This window comes from Streptomyces sp. NPDC022552 (assembly GCF_055561875.1).
In genome coordinates this window covers 512,562-531,253 of record NZ_JBVHGJ010000003.1, presented here as the reverse complement: position 1 = coordinate 531,253, position 18,692 = coordinate 512,562, and the positions used below count along the sequence as shown (strand labels likewise).

The 18,692-nt window shown below is 72.6% G+C and carries 13 protein-coding genes; 8 read left to right on the top strand and 5 right to left on the bottom strand.

All coding sequences use genetic code 11. The features are described from left to right. The first annotated feature begins 142 nt into the window (after positions 1-142). Entirely contained in the window at positions 143-2,602 is a 2,460-nt protein-coding gene (gene pcrA / locus ACZ3OF_RS12210; protein ID WP_361667705.1) for a DNA helicase PcrA, read from the top strand. Positions 2,603-2,669: 67 nt separating this feature from the next. Here pcrA and ACZ3OF_RS12205 read toward each other — a convergent pair whose 3' ends face one another. Together ACZ3OF_RS12205 and ACZ3OF_RS12200 are read right to left on the bottom strand one after the other, a co-directional pair. Further along, the gene (locus ACZ3OF_RS12205; protein WP_467304309.1) at positions 2,670-4,115 is read right to left on the bottom strand and encodes a M23 family metallopeptidase; all 1,446 of its coding nucleotides are present in this window, start codon (positions 4,113-4,115) and stop codon (positions 2,670-2,672) included. Positions 4,116-4,416: 301 nt separating this feature from the next. Next, positions 4,417-5,223, bottom strand: coding sequence for an esterase/lipase family protein (locus ACZ3OF_RS12200; RefSeq protein ID WP_467304307.1), 807 nt, complete (start codon positions 5,221-5,223; stop codon positions 4,417-4,419). Positions 5,224-5,515: 292 nt separating this feature from the next. Between ACZ3OF_RS12200 and ACZ3OF_RS12195 the strand changes: the two genes are divergently transcribed. Beyond that, positions 5,516-5,923: a cobalamin B12-binding domain-containing protein gene (locus ACZ3OF_RS12195; protein ID WP_361667713.1), complete on the top strand. Its 408-nt coding sequence runs from the start codon at positions 5,516-5,518 to the stop codon at positions 5,921-5,923. Positions 5,924-6,063: 140 nt separating this feature from the next. Here ACZ3OF_RS12195 and ACZ3OF_RS12190 read toward each other — a convergent pair whose 3' ends face one another. Then, a complete protein-coding gene (locus ACZ3OF_RS12190) occupies positions 6,064-7,728 on the bottom strand; it encodes a DUF5691 domain-containing protein (RefSeq protein ID WP_467304305.1) in 1,665 nt (554 codons plus the stop codon). A gap of 105 nt (positions 7,729-7,833) precedes the next feature. Further along, on the bottom strand, positions 7,834-9,195 hold the full coding sequence (locus ACZ3OF_RS12185; RefSeq protein ID WP_467304303.1) for an SWIM zinc finger family protein: 1,362 nt from the start codon (positions 9,193-9,195) through the stop codon (positions 7,834-7,836). Between the two features lie 146 nt (positions 9,196-9,341). On the opposite strand from ACZ3OF_RS12185, the gene ACZ3OF_RS12180 reads away from it, so the two are divergent. The 6 genes from ACZ3OF_RS12180 (at position 9,342) to sucD (ending at position 17,161) form a co-directional block, all read left to right on the top strand. Beyond that, positions 9,342-9,752 (top strand): hypothetical protein, encoded by a 411-nt coding sequence (locus ACZ3OF_RS12180; protein ID WP_361667721.1) that lies wholly within the window; start codon positions 9,342-9,344, stop codon positions 9,750-9,752. Between the two features lie 109 nt (positions 9,753-9,861). Then, entirely contained in the window at positions 9,862-11,031 is a 1,170-nt protein-coding gene (locus tag ACZ3OF_RS12175; protein WP_467304302.1) for an ATP-binding protein, read from the top strand. Beyond that, positions 11,028-13,508 (top strand): DUF5682 family protein, encoded by a 2,481-nt coding sequence (locus tag ACZ3OF_RS12170; protein ID WP_467304300.1) that lies wholly within the window; start codon positions 11,028-11,030, stop codon positions 13,506-13,508. Before ACZ3OF_RS12175 ends, ACZ3OF_RS12170 begins: the two co-directional genes overlap by 4 nt. Further along, a complete protein-coding gene (locus ACZ3OF_RS12165) occupies positions 13,505-14,701 on the top strand; it encodes a VWA domain-containing protein (protein WP_361667728.1) in 1,197 nt (398 codons plus the stop codon). The genes ACZ3OF_RS12170 and ACZ3OF_RS12165 overlap by 4 nt, the downstream gene beginning before the upstream one ends. Before the next feature lie 376 nt (positions 14,702-15,077). Beyond that, positions 15,078-16,256, top strand: a complete 1,179-nt coding sequence (gene sucC / locus ACZ3OF_RS12160; protein ID WP_361667730.1) for an ADP-forming succinate--CoA ligase subunit beta — start codon at positions 15,078-15,080, stop codon at positions 16,254-16,256. Positions 16,257-16,276: 20 nt separating this feature from the next. After that, positions 16,277-17,161: a succinate--CoA ligase subunit alpha gene (gene sucD, locus ACZ3OF_RS12155; RefSeq protein WP_260229316.1), complete on the top strand. Its 885-nt coding sequence runs from the start codon at positions 16,277-16,279 to the stop codon at positions 17,159-17,161. 94 nt (positions 17,162-17,255) lie between these two features. On the opposite strand, the gene ACZ3OF_RS12150 is transcribed toward sucD, so the two are convergent. Further along, positions 17,256-18,668 (bottom strand): sigma factor-like helix-turn-helix DNA-binding protein, encoded by a 1,413-nt coding sequence (locus ACZ3OF_RS12150; protein WP_361667732.1) that lies wholly within the window; start codon positions 18,666-18,668, stop codon positions 17,256-17,258. Positions 18,669-18,692 lie beyond the last annotated feature (24 nt).

Genomic DNA, 18,692 nt, shown 5'->3' with positions numbered 1-18,692 from the left:
GGTGAGGGTGCTGTGAAGGCCGATGTTCGATATGCCCGATACATTTTCGTGACCTGAAGCGGATGGCCACCCTCCGTGACATTTCTGTCACTTCGGGAGGTGGGGACCGGCTGTCGGTGCGGCGGCCTAGACTCGTTAGGCGATGAGCAGCCTCTTTGACGACAGCTTCCTGGCGAGCCTCCAGAACCACTCCTCGGAGGAGCCTCCGCCCCCGCCCGAGGACGACGAGCACCACGTCCACGGCGCCCCGGCCGCGGAGGAGGTCCCGCACGACCTCTTCGAGGGGCGCTTCGACGCGCCGCCGGCCCGGGACGCGTACTACCGCGACGGAGCCCCCCGCCCCGTCGTGGACGCCGCCGCGCTCCTGGACGGCCTGAACGAACAGCAGCGCGCCGCCGTCGTCCACACCGACACTCCGCTGCTCATCGTCGCGGGTGCCGGCTCCGGCAAGACCCGGGTGCTCACCCACCGCATCGCCCACCTCCTGGGCACCCGGCACGTGCACCCCGGCCAGATACTGGCGATCACCTTCACCAACAAGGCCGCCGGTGAGATGAAGGAGCGCGTCGAGCACCTCGTCGGCCCGCGCGCCAACGCCATGTGGGTCATGACGTTCCACAGCGCCTGCGTCCGCATCCTGCGCCGCGAGAGCAAGAAGCTCGGCTTCACGTCCTCCTTCTCGATCTACGACGCCGCCGACTCCAAGCGCCTGATGGCGCTGGTCTGCCGCGACCTGGACCTCGACCCGAAGAAGTTCCCGCCGAAGTCCTTCAGCGCCAAGATCTCGAACCTGAAGAACGAGCTGATCGACGAGGAGACCTTCGCCGACCAGGCCGTCGACGGCTTCGAGAAGACGCTCGCCGAGGCGTACCGGATGTACCAGGCACGGCTGCGCGAGGCCAACGCCCTGGACTTCGACGACATCATCATGACGACGGTCCACCTGCTCCAGGCGTTCCCGGACGTCGCCGAGCACTACCGCCGCCGCTTCCGCCACGTCCTCGTCGACGAGTACCAGGACACCAACCACGCCCAGTACACCCTCGTACGGGAGCTGGTCGGCACCGGTTACGAAGACCTGGACCCGGCCGAGCTGTGTGTCGTCGGTGACGCGGACCAGTCGATCTACGCCTTCCGCGGCGCGACCATCCGCAACATCCTCCAGTTCGAGGAGGACTACCCGAACGCGACGACGATCCTGCTCGAGCAGAACTACCGCTCCACGCAGACGATCCTCTCCGCCGCCAACGCCGTCATCGAGCGCAACGAGTCCCGCCGCCCCAAGAACCTGTGGACCAACGCGGGCGCCGGCGCGCAGATCACCGGCTATGTCGCCGACACCGAGCACGACGAGGCCCAGTTCGTCGCCGACGAGATCGACCGGCTCACGGACGCGGGCGACGCGAAGGCCGGCGACGTCGCCGTGTTCTACCGGACGAACGCCCAGTCCCGGGTCTTCGAAGAGATCTTCATCCGCGTCGGCCTGCCCTACAAGGTCGTCGGCGGCGTGCGCTTCTACGAGCGCAAGGAGGTCCGCGACGTCCTCGCCTACCTGCGCGTCCTCGCCAACCCCGAGGACAACGTCCCGCTGCGCCGCATTCTGAACGTGCCCAAGCGCGGCATCGGCGAGCGCGCCGAGGCGATGATCGACGCCCTCTCCCTCCGGGAGAAGATCACCTTCCCGCAGGCGCTGAAGCGGGTCGACGAGGCGTACGGCATGGCGGCGCGGTCCGCGAACGCGGTGAAGCGCTTCAACGCCCTCATGGAGGAGCTGCGCACGGTCGTCGACTCCGGCGCCGGCCCCGCCGTCGTCCTCGAGGCCGTCCTGGAGCGGACCGGGTACCTCGCCGAGCTGCAGGCCTCCACCGACCCGCAGGACGAGACCCGGATCGAGAACCTCCAGGAACTGGCCGCAGTGGCCCTGGAGTTCGAGCAGGAGCGGGGCGAGGACGAGACCGGCACCCTGGCCGAGTTCCTGGAGAAGGTCGCGCTCGTCGCCGACTCCGACCAGATCCCCGACGAGGACGAGGAGGGATCCGGCGTCATCACGCTGATGACGCTGCACACCGCCAAGGGCCTCGAATTCCCGGTGGTGTTCCTGACCGGCATGGAGGACGGCGTCTTCCCGCACATGCGCGCGCTCGGCCAGACCAAGGAGCTGGAGGAGGAGCGGCGCCTCGCGTACGTGGGCATCACCCGCGCCCGCGAGCGGCTGTATCTGACCCGTTCTTCGATGCGCAGCGCCTGGGGCCAGCCCTCGTACAACCCGGCCTCGCGCTTCCTGGAGGAGATCCCGGCGACGTATCTGGAGTGGAAGCGGACCGGTCCGATGGTCAAGCCCGCCGGGCCGACCTCGGGGATCACCTCCTCGCTCTCCTCCTCCCGAGCGCGCTCGGGCCCCTCGGGCTTCGCCACCCGCCGGACCAGCGACAAGCCGGTGATCACGCTCCAGGTCGGCGACCGGGTCACGCACGACCAGTTCGGCCTCGGCACGGTCATGCAGGTGACGGGTGCGGGAGCCGACGCGCAGGCGACGATCGACTTTGGTGACGAGAAGCCCAAGAGGCTGCTGCTGCGGTACGCGCCGGTCGAGAAGCTGTAGCGGTACGCACGGGAGAGGGGCCCCGGCTTCGGCCGGGGCCCCTCTCGCGTACGTCGGTACGGAGTCGTCAGCCGGTCGGGTTGAGACCGTGACTGCGCAGCCATGCCTCGGGGTCGATCGCGGCCCCGCCGCCCGGACGGACCTCGAAGTGGAGGTGCGGACCGGTGGAGTTGCCCGAGTTGCCGGAGTACGCGATGACGTCACCGGCCTTGACCTTGCCTGAGCGGATCTTGGTGCTGCTCAGGTGGCAGTACCAGGTCTCGGTGCCGTCCGGGGCGGTCACGATCGCCATGTTGCCGTAGGCGCTGTTCCACTGGGTGCGGACCGTGCCGTCGGTCGCGGCCATCACCTTCGTGCCGTACTGCACGGGGAAGTCGATGCCGGTGTGCACGGACATCCAGTTGACGCCCGCCTGGCCGTAGCTCGCGCTGAGCTGGTGCAGCTTCACCGGGAGCGCGAACTTGGGACGCATCGCCTCCTTGCGGGCGGCCTCCTCCTCGCGCTTCTTCTTCTCCGCCTCCTGGCGCGCCTTGAGGTCGATGCGCTCCTGGGTGCGGCTGGCGCGGTCGCCGAAGTCGCGGGCGTCGGCGCTGAGCGCCGCCAGCTGGGTGTCCAGCTTGTTGTTGGCGGCGACCGGCTTGACCGAGGAGGGGTCGGCGGCGGCGAGCGCCGTCGTGTCGTCCTTCTTGTCGGCGCCCGGGTCCGCGAGCCCGCCGACCGAGGCGGCGGCGATCCCGGCGACGCCCATGACGCAGGCGGAGGGAACGGCGACGGTCAGGAGCGCGGAGCGTTTGGCGGGCGTACGGCGACGGCCTCGGCTGCCACCGGAGGAGCGGCGCACGGGGCGGCCGACGGGGGCGGCGGCGGGTTCAGGGACGGCCGGAGACTCGTCGAGGAGCTCGACGGCCGGTTCCTCGGACCCCGCGGGGGCCTCGTAGTCGTACTCGTACGTGTCCTCGTAGGGCGCTTCGTACGGAGCCTCGTACGGCTGCTCGTTCGTGTCCTCGTACGGCGCCTCGTAGGTGTCCGCCTGCTCGGCCTGCGGTTCGGGCGCGGGGACGAACTCGTACTCAGGGGTGTACTGCTGCGGAACCACGGGCTCGGCGACCAGGACGTCCTGGTGCGGCGCGGCGTAGTTCCAGGCCGTGGCGTCGTACGTACCCGTCTCGAAGGTGGGGGTCGTCCACTGGCCGGTGGTGTCGTACGAGGCGAAGTGCGCGGTCTCGTACTGGCCCGTTTGCTGGGCCTCGTTCCAGGCGGAGGCGTCCCACTGTCCGGTGGTGTCGTACTGGACGCCGGCGTCGTACTGCCCGGTCGTGTCGTACTGACCGGTGGTCTCGTACGCGCCGGTCTCCCACTGGTGGCTGCCGCTCCACTGCGTGGTGTCGTACTGGCCGCTGTGACCGGCGTCGTAGCCGCCCGGGAGGGCGCCGAAGAGCGGGTCCGTGGCGAAGCTGCCGGTGCTGTGGGCGTCGTCTCCGACGTACCCGGCGTGGGGGTGCTGGTCGTTCACCAACTTCTCTCTCGCCTCGGCGGCAGGACCAGTCCGGGGCGGGCCCGTCGAGGGGTGTCCCGGGGTAAAGCAGTGGCGCGACTGTACCCGGCGGTATACGTGACCGACAATCTTCCGAGGGTTTTGGTTCCACAGGAAACGGGCAATCGGCCGTGTTTCGGCGGCCCGGGGACAGAGCTTTGGCTTGTGTTCGAGGAACGTTCGAAGAACAGCAACCTTCTGATGGGACGTCAGGCGTCCTGGCGTCATCCCGGCGCGCGGTGCTGCGTCGCGTCGGCTCGCGGTGCCGCGCCGAGCCGGCTCAGGCGACGGACGCGGCTCCCGGTTCGGCTTCCGGCGTGGCGTCGGGTTCGTCGATGTCCAGCGCCTCGCAGATCCCCGCCGCGACGGTCGGATGCACCGGCAGGGCGAGGTGGCCGATCCCGCTGACCTGAACGTTGTGCACCCGCAGATCCGGGTGGTCGAGGCGCGCCGTCTCCACCGGAACCATCACCTGGTCCAGATCGCTCCAGAAGCTGACGCAGCGCGTCCGGCACCCCTGCGCGGGCTCGGCGAGCTCCCGCAGGACGTCGGAGCCGGGGCGCATCTGGCGGACCAGGGGGTGGGCGCCCGCCCACGGGGCGGCGGTCGTCCCGGAGTGCGGGGTGCCGAGCATGACCAGCGTGCGCACCCGCGCGTCACCGCCCAGGCGCTGTACGTAATAACGCGCGATGAGCCCGCCCAGGCTGTGCCCGACGATGTCCACCTCGTGGTGGCCGGTGCGGGTGCAGACCTCCTCGACATGGCGGCCGAGGAGCTCGGCGGCGGCGCGCAGGTCGCAGGTGAGCGGAGAGTAGTTGAAGGACTCGACCGGGTGACGGCCGTGCCGGGCCAGGGAACGGCGCAGCAGGACGAAGACGCTGCGGTTGTCCACGAAGCCGTGGAGGAGGACGACGGGGCGCCCCGCCCGGGCCTTGGTCCCCGGCGCGGCGTCGGGGTCGGGGGCGGCCTCGGGGCGCTCGGAGACGATGCCGGAGGGGTAGAGGAGCAGATGGCCGGTGAGGATCGCCAGCTCGAGGGCGTTGGCCTTCAGTGCAGTGGTGACCTTGGTGAGCCTGGTGAGCTCCATCGGCGACCTCCGAGCGGCACGCGGGCGCCGAACGGTGGTCCGGTGAGCCGTACGTCCGGGCCGCCGGCTGACGGCCCGGACGTACGGCTACTCCGTTGCGGCTCCCTTGCGCGCGACCCTTGCGGCTGGTGGGCCCAGGAGGAGGGCCCGGGGTCCGGCGCGGGCGAACAATGTCCCACCGTGTGATTTCCCCCTCGGTGCCCACCGCGAAACAGCGGCGTGCGGGATGCTGGCGATAACGTTCGTTCACCTCCCCGGCAATCAGGCGCGGGGGTCGCATGTGGAGGCAGTGATGGGTGTGACCGGTCCGATCCGCGTGGTGGTGGCCAAGCCGGGTCTCGACGGCCACGATCGCGGGGCCAAGGTGATCGCGCGGGCACTGCGCGACGCCGGCATGGAGGTCATCTACACGGGTCTGCACCAGACGCCGGAGCAGATCGTGGACACGGCGATCCAGGAGGACGCCGACGCGATCGGCCTGTCGATCCTCTCGGGCGCCCACAACACGCTGTTCGTGAAGGTCCTGGAGCTTCTGAAGGAGCGCGACGCGGAGGACATCAAGGTCTTCGGCGGCGGCATCATCCCGGACGCCGACATCGCGCCGCTGAAGGAGAAGGGCGTGGCGGAGATCTTCACGCCGGGCGCGACGACGGCGTCCATCGTGCAGTGGGTCAACGCGAACGTCCGCGTCGCCGCGTAACCCCCTCAGGGTGAGGGGGCGGGGAGTGGCGGACGGGCGGCCCTGACGCGGGCCGCCGCAGCGCCGGGAAACTGTGACGCCCTTTCACCCGAACGGCCCAACACGCCGCCCGCCGGGACGCCGGTCGCGCTCCCTTTCGGCTACCCCGGTGGGGTGGTCGGGACCGTCCGCCACGCGGTCGGCTCGGTCGGCTCGGTCGGCTCAGTCGGTCCGGCCGTCGGCTCCGTCAGCTCCGTCTGCATCTGGGCGCGCAGGCGAAGGGTGGACACCAGGCGCTGGAACGCCTCCGACCAGTAGCCGCCGGCTCCCGGGGACGCGTCCTCCGGGTCCGTCGTGAGGGCGGTCAGAGACTCCAGCTGGCCGGCCGCGTCGGGCGAGAGGCAGCGTTCGGCGAGGCCCATCACCCCGCTGAAGCTCCAGGGGTAGCTGCCCGCGTCCCGGGCGATGTCCAAGGCGTCGATCACCGCCCCGCCCAGCGGCTCCGACCAGGGCACCGTGCACACGCCGAGGAGCTGGAAGGCCTCCGACAGGCCGTGGGCCGCGATGAACGAGGCGACCCAGCGGGCCCGCTCCTCGTGCGGGAGTATCGAGAGCAGCTTCGCCCGTTCCGCCAGGGACGACGTGCCCGGGCCGGTCGCCGGCGGGGCGGACGGCGCGCCGAGCAGCGCCCGCGACCAGTCGGCGTCCCGCTGGCGGACGGCGGCCCGGCACCACGCGGCATGCAGCTCGGCCGCCCAGTCGTCCATGACCGGCAGCGCGACGACCTCCTCGGGCGAACGCCCCCCGAACCGTTCCGGCCAGCAGGACAGCGGCGCCGACTCGACGATCCGGCCCAGCCACCAGGACCGCTCGCCCCGTCCGGTCGGCGGGACGGCGACGACTCCGTCCCGCTGCATCCCGGCGTCGCACTCGTGCGGTGCCTCGACGACGATCGTCGCGCGCCCTTGCGTACGGTCCAGGGAGACGCAGGACGACGCGCGGTCCGCCATCCGGTCGGCGAGGGCCGAGGAGGGCAGGGCGGAGAGCAGTTCGGCGGCGGTGGACCGCACGTTACGGCTGCGGTCGGACAGGGCCTCCTCCAGGAACTCCTCGTCCGCGCCGGAGAGCCCGGCCCGCAGGGAATCAAGGAACATCAGCCGGTCCTCGGCCCGCTCAGCCGTCCAGGTGGAACGCAGCAGGGCCAGGCCTGCGGCCGGATCATCGGCCCGTACGGAGGCGAGCAGCGCGACCCGCTCGGCGAACAGGCCCTCCGCCCAGAGGGCCTCGACCGCCTCGCCGTCCCGGGCGTCGGGGAGCGTGGTGCTGCCTCCGGCCCCGCGCAGGGCGAACTTCCAGTCCGGGTTGAGCCGGGCCAGCCAGAGCCCGCGCGGCCCTGCGAGGGTCAGCGCCTGGGGCCGTAGATCCGTACGGGCGCGGGCGGCGTCGAGGAGGGCGGGCAGGGTGGAGGCGGGTGCTCTGTAGCCGTGTTCGTTGGCGGCGGCGAGCCACTGGGGGAGCAGCTCGGCGAGGTCGGGCGCCGCCCCGCGCCGGCCGCCGGACGGGGCGGGGGCGGCGCGGCCCGCGAGCAACTGGCCGAGCCGGTGGCGCGCGGCCTCGGGCAGGGGGCGGCGGCGGTCCTCCGGCGCGGGCTCGGGAGCCGGGGCGGCGGGCCCGGGCCGCAGGCCCGCCCTGCGTCGTACGGTGTGCAGCGCGGCGGCGTCGAGCAGGGCGACGGGAGTGCCGCCGGCCGCCGTCGCGGGGAGTGCGGGCGGCCGGCGATCCGTGCCGAGCAGCGCCGAGGTGACGAGTTCTTCCCAGGCGTCCATGGAGGTCCTCCAGGCTGTCGTCGGGCGGTCGTACGGAGTCGGTCGACGAGTCGGTCGTACAGGGACGGTCGAACGGGGACGCGCGTACGGAGTCGGTCGTTCGGGTCAGTGGAGCGGGACCGTTTCGCCGGGGGCGTCGGCCGACCAGGCGGCGAGCGGGGTGAAACCGCGGTGTCCGCACTCGCCGAAGACGGTCACCGGGCCGCCCCCGGAGAGCGCGGCGAGCCGCCACAGGCCGGGCCGACCGAGAGCGGGCCCGCTGAGGGGCAGCGCCGCGCCGCCGTCCGCGGCCGGGGCCGCGTCGGCGAGCTGCCAGCCGTGGTCCGTCGGTATCGGCACGACGTCGGAGAGCGTCACCGGCCAGGAGTCCAGCCAGGGGTCGTCCCGCAGGGCGTGGCCGTAGGCCGTGAGCGCGTCGCCGACGGTGCCGCCGCGGGGCGGGGCGTCGAGCGGGACCGGGGCGGCGAACTGCTCTCCCAGCTCGGCCCTGAGCGCACCCGCGCCCGTGTGCGGGACGAGCGCGGCGTCGATCACGACCCCCACCGGAAGCGTCAGTTGGGGTGCGCGACCCGCCGCTCCGAAGGAGAGCAGCAGTGCCGTGCGCCCGGTGTCGCGGCCCCGCAGCCAGATGCGGCGCGTCGTCAGCTTGCCGTCGCCGGTGTCGTACTGGGCGAGGACGAGCCAGTGGTCCCGCACCGAGGGGCCCTCGGCGGGGGCGGTCAGGCCCACCCGGGTCCGTACCGTCGCCGCGAGCGGGCCGGGGAGCGTGTCCACGGAGAGCCAGGCCCGGTCGAGGAGATGGGTCAGCGCGCACTCCTCCAGGAGCCGCACCGGCCAACCCGGGCCCGAGCCCGGTATGGCGCCCAACTCCCTGACCCGGCCCGCGAGTCCCGGCGCCTGGGCGTCGACCATGCGGGCCGCGGTCTCCTCCCACAGGCCGTAGCCGGACTGCTCGGCCGAGGCCAGGCCGCCGCGCAGCAGATCGGCGAGCCGCTGCTCCAGCTCCTCGGCGCCCGAGGTGATCCGGGCCGACCGCCGCTCCGCCCTGCGCCGCGCGGCCTCGGGGTCGGCGCTGACGGCCGGACCGGCACCCTCTGCGCCCTTCGCGCGAGCGGCGGCGCGCTCGCGTCTGCCCTCCAGCCACCCGGACGCCCAGTCGGGCACGTCGGCGTCCGCGACGGCCGCCGTGTCCGTCGCCCAGAGGAGCAGCAGCCCCAGCGCGTGCTTGCACGGGAACTTCCGGCTGGGGCAACTGCACGAACAGGCCGGACCCGTGGTGTCGACGACCGTCCGGTACGGCTTGCTGCCGCTGCCCTTGCACAGACCCCACACGGCCCCGTCGCCGCCGCTGCCCGTGCCCGACCAGGGCCCGGCCGTGCCGAGCTTGCTTCCCGCCCTGCGCGAGGCGTCGTCAGGAGCCAGTGCCAGCACCTGATCCGCCGTCCAGCGCACCCCCTGTGTCTTCATGCCCTCGACCGTATGGGGCGCCACTGACAATGGACTTGACCTGCTGCTACGGCAGCCGGAAACGCGTCGCCGGGTATTTGACTTTGCCTGTCCTTTACGATTTTCTTCCGGGGCCCGCCACCGAACTCGTACCAGGGGGATCCCTCATGAAGCGCACCATCCGCACCGCCGTCGCGTCGCTCGCCGTCACCGGTCTCGCCTTCGGTCTCGGCGCGTGCTCCGCGGCCGACAAGGCCGCCGACCAGGTCGACAAGGCCGTGAACGAGACCTACGAGGTCACCTACGAGGTCACTGGCAAGGGCATCGAGTCGATCGACTACCACGGCGGCAGCGGCACGGCCATGGAGCCGAAGCTCGAGAAGGAGACGAAGCCGACCACGCCGTGGAAGAAGACGGTGACGCTGAAGGGCATCATGCCGGCGGCCGTCATGCCGATCTCGCTCAGCCCGGCCGACCTCACCTGCAAGGTCATCCACGAGGGCAAGGTCATCAAGGAGGCGAAGGGCGAGGAGGCGATGGCCGGGGGCTGCGTCGCGGTCTCCCCGATCGCCGGCTGACGCTCGTAGCGCATCCGGATTCCGCCCCTGACCTGCGGCGATGGCCGACTGTCAGTCGCATGGTGCACGGTGGATCCCACATCGGGTCGAACGATCTGGAGGGGGATCCATGACCGTGTCCGAAACCATCGCGAGCGCCGTGCCCGGTGCCGGAAGCGACACCGGGGCGGGCGTCGCCCCGGCCGCGGCTGACCTCGGTTCCGAGGCCCTGCGGCCGCACGCCGAACACGCCTTCGCGGACGAGCTCAAGGCGCTCGCCGCCGCCGACGACCGTCCGCGGCCCGTCCGTTGGCAGCTCTCGCCGTGGGCCGTCGCCACCTATCTCCTCGGTGGGACGCTCCCGGACGGAACGGTGATCACACCGAAGTACGTAGGACCGCGCCGCATCGTCGAGGTCGCCGTCACCACACTCGCCACCGACCGGGCGCTGCTCCTGCTCGGCGTGCCCGGCACCGCGAAGACCTGGGTCTCCGAGCACCTCGCCGCCGCCGTCAGCGGCGACTCGACGCTGCTGGTCCAGGGCACCGCCGGGACGCCCGAGGAGGCGATCCGGTACGGCTGGAACTATGCCAAGCTGCTCGCCCACGGCCCCAGTCGGGACGCGCTCGTGCCCAGCCCCGTCATGCGCGCCATGTCCGAAGGGCTGACCGCCCGCGTCGAGGAGCTCACCCGCATCCCCGCCGACGTGCAGGACACACTCATCACGATCCTGTCCGAGAAGACCCTGCCCGTGCCGGAGCTGGGCCAGGAGGTCCAGGCGGTACGGGGCTTCAACCTCATCGCCACCGCCAACGACCGGGACCGCGGGGTCAACGACCTCTCCAGCGCGCTGCGCCGCCGCTTCAACACCGTGGTGCTGCCGCTGCCCGCCACCCCCGAGGCGGAGGTCGACATCGTCGCGCGCCGCGTCGACCAGCTCGGCCGCTCGCTCGACCTGCCGGCCGTGCCCGAGGGCGTCGAGGAGATCCGGCGGGTCGTCACCGTCTTCCGTGAGCTGCGCGACGGGGTCACCACCGACGGCCGCACGAAGCTCAAGTCCCCTTCGGGGACGCTGTCCACGGCCGAGGCCATCTCCGTCGTCACCGGCGGCCTCGCGCTCTCCGCCCACTTCGGCGACGGCGTGCTGCGCCCCGCCGACGTCGCCGCCGGCATCCTCGGCGCGGTCGTCCGCGACCCGGCCGCCGACCGCGTCATCTGGCAGGAGTACCTGGAGACGGTCGTCCGGGAGAGAGACGGCTGGAAGGACTTCTACCGCGCCTGCCGTGAGGTGAGCGCATGACAGCGCCTCAGGCGGCGGGCTCACCCGTGAGGGTGACGGAGCCTCAGGGTGCGGGCGCGGGGGTGGCGCCTCGGGAGGTCGGGGCACCCACGCCGACGCCCACGCCACCGCCGACGCCCACGCCACCGCCGACGCCCGCGACGGCGGTGGCGGCTGCCGGAGCGGCGCCCTCCGTAGCGGCGCCCGCAGGCGGGGCGGCGCCCGCCGTCCGGGCGTCCGGGCCCTTGTTCCTCGGGGTGCGGCATCACGGGCCCGGGTCCGCCCGGGCCGTGCGGGGGGCGCTGGAGGCGCGGCAGCCGGCGGTCGTGCTGATCGAGGGACCCCCGGAGGCCGACGCCCTCCTCCCGCTCGCCTCCGACGACGGGATGCGGCCGCCGGTCGCCCTGCTCGCCCACGCAGTGGACGACCCCGGCCGGGCCGCGTTCTGGCCCTTCGCCGAGTTCTCGCCCGAGTGGGTGGCGATCCGCTGGGCGCTCGACCACGGAGCCGCCGTCCGCTTCATCGACCTCCCCGCCGCCCACACCCTCGCCGCCACCGACCCCACCTGGGGCGACGGCGAGGAGGACGAGGCCGATCAGGGGGTGCGGATCGACCCGATCGCCGAGCTCGCGCGCGCCGCCGGCTACGACGACCCCGAGCGCTGGTGGGAGGACGTGGTCGAGCTGCGCGGCGCCGCCGACCCCGTCACCCCCTTCGAGGCGCTCGCCGACGCCATGGGCGCCCTGCGCGAGACGTACGGTCACGGCGGCCACGCCCGTGACCTGGTCCGCGAGGCGTACATGCGGATCCAGCTCCGCGCCGCCCGCAAGGAGTTCGGCGACGACGTGGCCGTCGTCTGCGGCGCCTGGCACGTGCCCGCGCTGACCCGGAAGACGACCGTTACCGCCGACCGCGCCCTGCTCAAGGGCCTGCCCAAGGTGAAGACCGAGATGACGTGGGTGCCCTGGACCCACCGCCGCCTCGCCCGCCGCTCCGGATACGGCGCCGGCATCGACGCCCCCGGCTGGTACGGACACCTCTTCGCCGCCCCCGACCGCCCGATCGAGCGCTGGATGACCAAGGTCGCGGGCCTCCTCAGGGCGGAGGACACGATGGTCTCCTCCGCCCATGTCATCGAGGCCGTGCGGCTCGCGGAGACCCTCGCGGCGATGCGCGGCAGGCCGCTGGCCGGGCTCGGCGAGACCACCGACGCCGTACGGGCCGTGATGTGCGACGGCTCCGACCTGCGCCTCGACCTCGTGCGGGACCGCCTCGTCGTCGGCGACGTCCTCGGCGAGGTCCCCGCCGCCGCCCCCGCCGTACCGCTCCAGCGCGACCTCGCCCGGCTCCAGCGGAGCCTGCGCCTCAAACCCGAGGCGCAGGAGCGGGAGCTGGAGCTCGATCTGCGCAAGGAGAACGACGCGGCGCGCAGCCGCATGCTGCACCGGCTCGGCCTGCTCGCCATCGGCTGGGGCACCCCCGTCGCCGGGCGCGGCAGCACCGGTACCTTCCGGGAGAGCTGGCGGCTGCGCTGGGAGCCCGAGCTGCACGTCCGGGTCGCCGAGGCCGGCGTCTGGGGCACCACCGTGGAATCCGCCGCGACCGCCAAGGCCGAGGCCCGCGCCCTGGAGGCCACCGCCCTCGCCGACGTCACCTCGCTCGCCGAGCAGTGCCTCCTCGGCGGACTCGGCGCCGCCCTGCCCGTCGTCATGACGGCCCTCGCCGACCGCGCCGCGCTCGACACCGACGTCGCCCACCTCGCCCAGGCCCTCCCCGCGCTCGCCCGCTCCCTGCGCTACGGAGACGTGCGAGCCACCGACACCGCCGCGCTCGGTGAGGTCGCGGCCGGGCTCGCCGAGCGGATCTGCGTCGGCCTGCCGCCCGCCTGCACCGGGCTCGACACCGACGCCGCCGCCGAGATGCGCGGCCATCTCGACGGCGTCCACGGCGCGCTCCAGCTGCTCACCGACGACGCGGGGCTGACCGGGAGATGGGCCGGCGTCCTGCGCGGGCTCGCCGCCCGCGACAGCGTGCCGGGCACCATCCGGGGCCGGGCCGCCCGACTGCTCCTCGACGAGGGCGGCCTGGAGGAGGACGAGGCCGCGCGGCTGATGAGCCTCGCCCTGTCGCCCGGGACCCCGCCCGCCGACGCCGCCGCCTGGATCGAGGGCTTCGTCGGCGGCGCCTCCGGCGGAGGCATGCTCCTCGTCCACGACGAACGCCTGCTCGCGCTGGTCGACACCTGGCTGACGGGCGTCACGGCCGACGCCTTCACCGATGTCCTGCCGCTGCTGCGCCGCACGTTCTCGGCGTACGAGCCCGGCGTGCGCCGCACGCTGGGCGAGCTGGTCGCCCGCGGCCCGTCCGCCACCGCCGACCGTACGGAAGCCGGCCTGCCCGGATTCGGCCCCGGCCTCGACGAGGAGCGGGCCGACGGAGTCCTGCCGGTGCTCACGCTGATCCTGGGAGACATCGACATGGTGGGGGTGGACCGATGACCGGCACGATCGGCGGCACGGGGCACGACGAGCGGCTGCGCCGCTGGCGCATGGTCCTCGGCGGCGGCGACGCCGACGGCACGGGCTGCTCCCTCACCGGCACGGACGCCGCCATGGACGGCGCCCTGACCGCGCTCTACGGAGGAGGGGCGAAGAAGCCGGGGGGAGGCGCCACCGGGCGCGACCGGTCCGCCGGTCTCGGCGCCTCCGCGCCCTCCGTCGCCCGGTGGCTCGGTGACATCAGGACGTACTTCCCCAGCTCCGTCGTCCAGGTGATGCAGCGCGACGCCATCGACCGGCTCGGGCTCTCCACCCTGCTCCTGGAGCCCGAGATGCTGGAGGCCGTCGAGGCCGACGTCCACCTCGTCGGCACACTGCTCTCCCTCAACAAGGTGATGCCCGAGACGACCAAGGAGACGGCCCGGGCGGTCGTCCGCAAGGTCGTCGACGACCTCGAGAAGCGCCTCGCCACCCGCACCCGGGCCACGCTCACCGGCGCCCTCGACCGCTCGGCCCGTATCAGCCGCCCCCGGTACCGGGACATCGACTGGGACCGCACGATCCGCGCCAACCTCAGGAACTATCTGCCCGAGTACCGCACGGTCGTCCCCGAGCGGCTCATCGGCTACGGACGGGCGGCGCGGTCGGTCAAGAAGGACGTCGTCCTCTGTATCGACCAGTCCGGCTCGATGGCGGCCTCCGTCGTCTACGCCTCCGTGTTCGGCGCCGTCCTCGCCTCCATGAGGTCGATCGCGACCCGGCTCGTCGTCTTCGACACGGCGGTCGTCGATCTGACCGACCAGCTCGACGACCCGGTCGACGTGCTCTTCGGCACCCAGCTCGGCGGCGGCACCGACATCAACCGTGCCCTCGCCTACTGCCAGTCCCAGATCACCCGTCCGGCCGACACCGTCGTCGTCCTCATCAGCGACCTCTACGAAGGAGGCATACGCGACGAGATGCTGAAGCGGGTCGCGGCCATGAAGGCGTCCGGCGTCCAGTTCGTCGCCCTCCTCGCCCTCTCCGACGAGGGAGCCCCCGCCTACGACCGCGAGCACGCGGCGGCCCTCGCCGCTCTCGGCGCCCCGGCCTTCGCCTGCACCCCGGATCTCTTCCCCGAGGTGATGGCGGCGGCGATCGAGAAGCGGCCGCTGCCCGTGCCGGACCCGGCGGAAGGGCTGCGGAATCCGTAGCCGATCCACCACCCGAGCGGGCGTGTCGGGGCGCACTGAGGCCCATATCACACCCGGGTCCGCAGGCCCCTCACCCCGCGCCCGGGCGCGTCGTGAGGGCCGTACAGCCCTGTTCCCACCTGTGCCAGGGCCTCGGAGGCACCATAGGGGCCCCCTACGGACCGCCCCGGGACCCCTACGATCTGTGACTCGTATCACCGCTCCGGTGTGATCTGCGATTTAGGGACCCACGGCCTGCGGGGATAACCTGCGAGACGGACATGCCGCGTCCACGGACACCGTGTACGCCTCCCTTGTGACAGCGCAGTCACGTTGCCCTTCGCGGCACGCCCACGCAGACAACGAACCGCGATCATCAGAAAAGGGACGGACGCGCGTGGACCTGTTCGAGTACCAGGCGAGGGACCTCTTCGCCAAGCACGGTGTACCGGTGCTGGCCGGTGAAGTCATCGACACGCCTGAGGCGGCGCGCGAGGCCACCGAGCGTCTTGGCGGCAAGTCGGTCGTCAAGGCGCAGGTGAAGGTCGGTGGCCGCGGCAAGGCCGGCGGCGTGAAGCTGGCCGCCACCCCGGACGAGGCCGTCGCCCGCGCGACGGACATCCTCGGGATGGACATCAAGGGCCACACGGTCCACAAGGTGATGATCGCGGAGACCGCTCCGGAGATCCTCGAGGAGTACTACGTCTCGTACCTCCTCGACCGCACCAACCGCACCTTCCTCGCCATGGCCTCCGTGGCCGGTGGCATGGACATCGAGGAGGTCGCCGCGACGACCCCCGAGAAGCTCGCGAAGGTGCCGGTCAACGCCGTCGAGGGCGTCGACATCGAGAAGGCCCGCGAGATCGTGGCCCTGGCGCAGTTCCCGGCCGAGGTGGCCGAGAAGGTCGCCGAGGTCCTCGTGACCCTGTGGGACACCTTCGTCGCCGAGGACGCGCTCCTCGTCGAGGTGAACCCGCTGGCCAAGGTCGCCTCCGGCGACATCCTGGCGCTGGACGGCAAGGTGTCCCTGGACGCCAACGCCGACTTCCGTCAGCCCGGGCACGAGGCGCTCGAGGACAAGGACGCAGCCAACCCGCTCGAGGCTGCGGCCAAGGCCAAGGGCCTCAACTACGTCAAGCTGGACGGCGAGGTCGGCATCATCGGCAACGGCGCCGGCCTGGTCATGTCGACCCTGGACGTCGTCGCGTACGCCGGTGAGAACCACGGCGGCGTGAAGCCGGCCAACTTCCTCGACATCGGCGGCGGCGCCTCCGCCGAGGTCATGGCGAACGGCCTGGAGATCATCCTGGGCGACCCGGACGTCAAGTCCGTGTTCGTCAACGTCTTCGGTGGCATCACCGCGTGTGACGAGGTCGCCAACGGCATCGTCCAGGCCCTGGAGCTCCTCGCCACCAAGGGCGAAGAGGTCACCAAGCCGCTGGTCGTGCGCCTCGACGGCAACAACGCGGAGCTGGGTCGCAAGATCCTGTCGGACGCGAACCACCCGCTCGTGCAGCGTGTGGACACCATGGACGGCGCGGCCGACAAGGCCGCCGAGCTCGCGGCTGCGAAGTAAGGGACGAGGTCAAGCACACCATGGCTATCTTCCTCACCAAGGACAGCAAGGTCATCGTCCAGGGCATGACCGGTGCCACGGGCATGAAGCACACCAAGCTCATGCTGGGTGACGGCACCAACATCGTCGGTGGCGTGAACCCGCGCAAGGCCGGTACGTCCGTCGACTTCGACGGCACCGAGGTCCCGGTCTTCGGCTCCGTCGCCGAGGCGATGGAGAAGACGGGCGCCAACGTCTCCGTCCTCTTCGTCCCGCCGGCCTTCGCCAAGGCCGCCGTGGTCGAGGCGATCGACGCCGAGATCCCGCTCGCGGTCGTCATCACCGAGGGCATCGCCGTCCACGACTCCGCCGCCTTCTGGGCTTACGCGCAGTCGAAGGGCAACAAGACCCGCATCATCGGCCCGAACTGCCCCGGTCTCATCACCCCGGGCCAGTCCAACGCCGGCATCATCCCGGGCGACATCACGAAGCCGGGCCGCATCGGCCTGGTCTCGAAGTCCGGCACGCTGACGTACCAGATGATGTACGAGCTCCGTGACATCGGCTTCTCGTCCGCCGTCGGCATCGGTGGCGACCCGGTCATCGGCACCACGCACATCGACGCCCTCGCGGCGTTCGAGGCGGACCCCGACACCGACCTGATCGTCATGATCGGCGAGATCGGCGGCGACGCCGAGGAGCGTGCGGCGGACTTCATCGCGAAGAACGTCACCAAGCCGGTCGTCGGCTACGTCGCGGGCTTCACCGCGCCCGAGGGCAAGACCATGGGCCACGCCGGCGCCATCGTCTCCGGCTCCTCCGGCACCGCCCAGGCGAAGAAGGAGGCCCTCGAGGCCGCCGGCGTCAAGGTCGGCAAGACGCCGACCGAGACGGCCAAGCTGGCGCGCGCCATCCTCGCGGGCTGAAGCGGAATCGTCTGAACCGCACAGGTGGGCCCCGCCCCCTCCCGGGAAACCGGGCAGGGGGCGGGGCCCACGCGCGTACTGCGGTGTCCGCGCTCTAGTGCGGGTCCGGGATCAGCCGCTCCGGCCCGTTGTGGGGCTGGGAGCGGAGCGTGTCGTGCAGCTTCACGTCCTCCGGGGTGAGCTGCGGTGAGCCGCCGCGGACCGGGACGCCGTTGACGGTCTCGCCGGGGTGGATCAGCGGCAGGTACTGCGTCGGCGCGGTCGCGGCCGTGATGGCGGTCACCGCGATGAGCGCCGCCGTCACGCCGATCACCGCCCGCGTCCACATCCGGCTGCTCCGCTCGCTGCCGGTCCGTACGGACCGCGCCTCCGGGAGCGTCGCCGTCGGCGCCTCCGTGGCCAGCGCGCCCAGCGTCCGGTGGAGGGCGTCGGGGTCGGCGAGCTCGGGCACGCGCTGTCCGATGACGGTACGGGCGTGCAGCACGCGGTTGGCGGCTGCGGGGGTGCTCGCCTCGGTCTCGGCCGCCGTCTCGGGCAGGTCGAGGCCGAGACCGTCGTAGAGCAGGACGGTGCGGCGGTACGGCGGCGGCAGCTCGAGGAGCGCTGCGAGCAGCTCCCGCCGCCCTGCCTCGGCAGGCGGGGCGTCCGGGTGCTTGTGGGTGCGGCGCAGCCGGTGCCAGGGGGAGAGCGCGTACTCGTACGCCGCCGCCCGCACCCAGCCCACCGGGTCCCTGTCGACCGCGACCTCGGGCCAGTGCTGCCAGGCGTGGTGGAAGGCGTGCTCGACGGACTCCCGGGAGAGCCGGCGGCGGCCGGTGAGCAGGTACGTCTGGTGGAGGAGACCGGGCGCCGCGTGCGCGTAGAGCGCGTCGAAGGCCTGCTCCGGGGTGAGTGAGGGCTCCGCGGGAGCCTCGGGGGGCTGCTCGGCCGGGAACTGCGCCGCCGGGACCTGCTCGGCGGGGGGCTGCTCGGCCGGGAACTGTTCCGCCGGGGCGTGCGGGGGCCGTGGGGGAGTCTCCACCGGTTTCAGCTTCTCCAGGGGCTGCTGGGCGCCCGGGGCGCCCGCGCGGACGGCTCGCGGAGGCTTCTGGCCGCCGCCGATGCCACCGAAGGCGGCGATGCCGCCGCCGATGCCGAGGGCGCCTGCCGCGGGGGCCTTGGGCGGCTTCGCCGCGCGCTTGGTCGCGGACCGCGGACGGGTGTTGGCGGTCGCTGCCCCGGCGCCCACGGCGGGCTTCGGGGGCTGGACGTATGCCGTCGGCTCCGGCCGCGTCCCGGCGGGCTGCGGCTCCGGCGTCGGATCGAAGGGGGCGCCCGGCTCGTCGTACGCGCCGATCAGCTTCGCGTACGCCTCCTGCTTGCGCCCCCGTGGTGTGGTGCGGCCGGTCTCCCAGGACCGGACCGTGGCCCGTGTGACACCCATGGCCTCCGCGACCTGGTCCTCGCTCAACCCTCTGGCCTCGCGCAGTCTGCGCCGCTCCTTGGGGGAGGGCATGCTCCGGTTCATGGACGACGACCTCCCGAAGAGTTC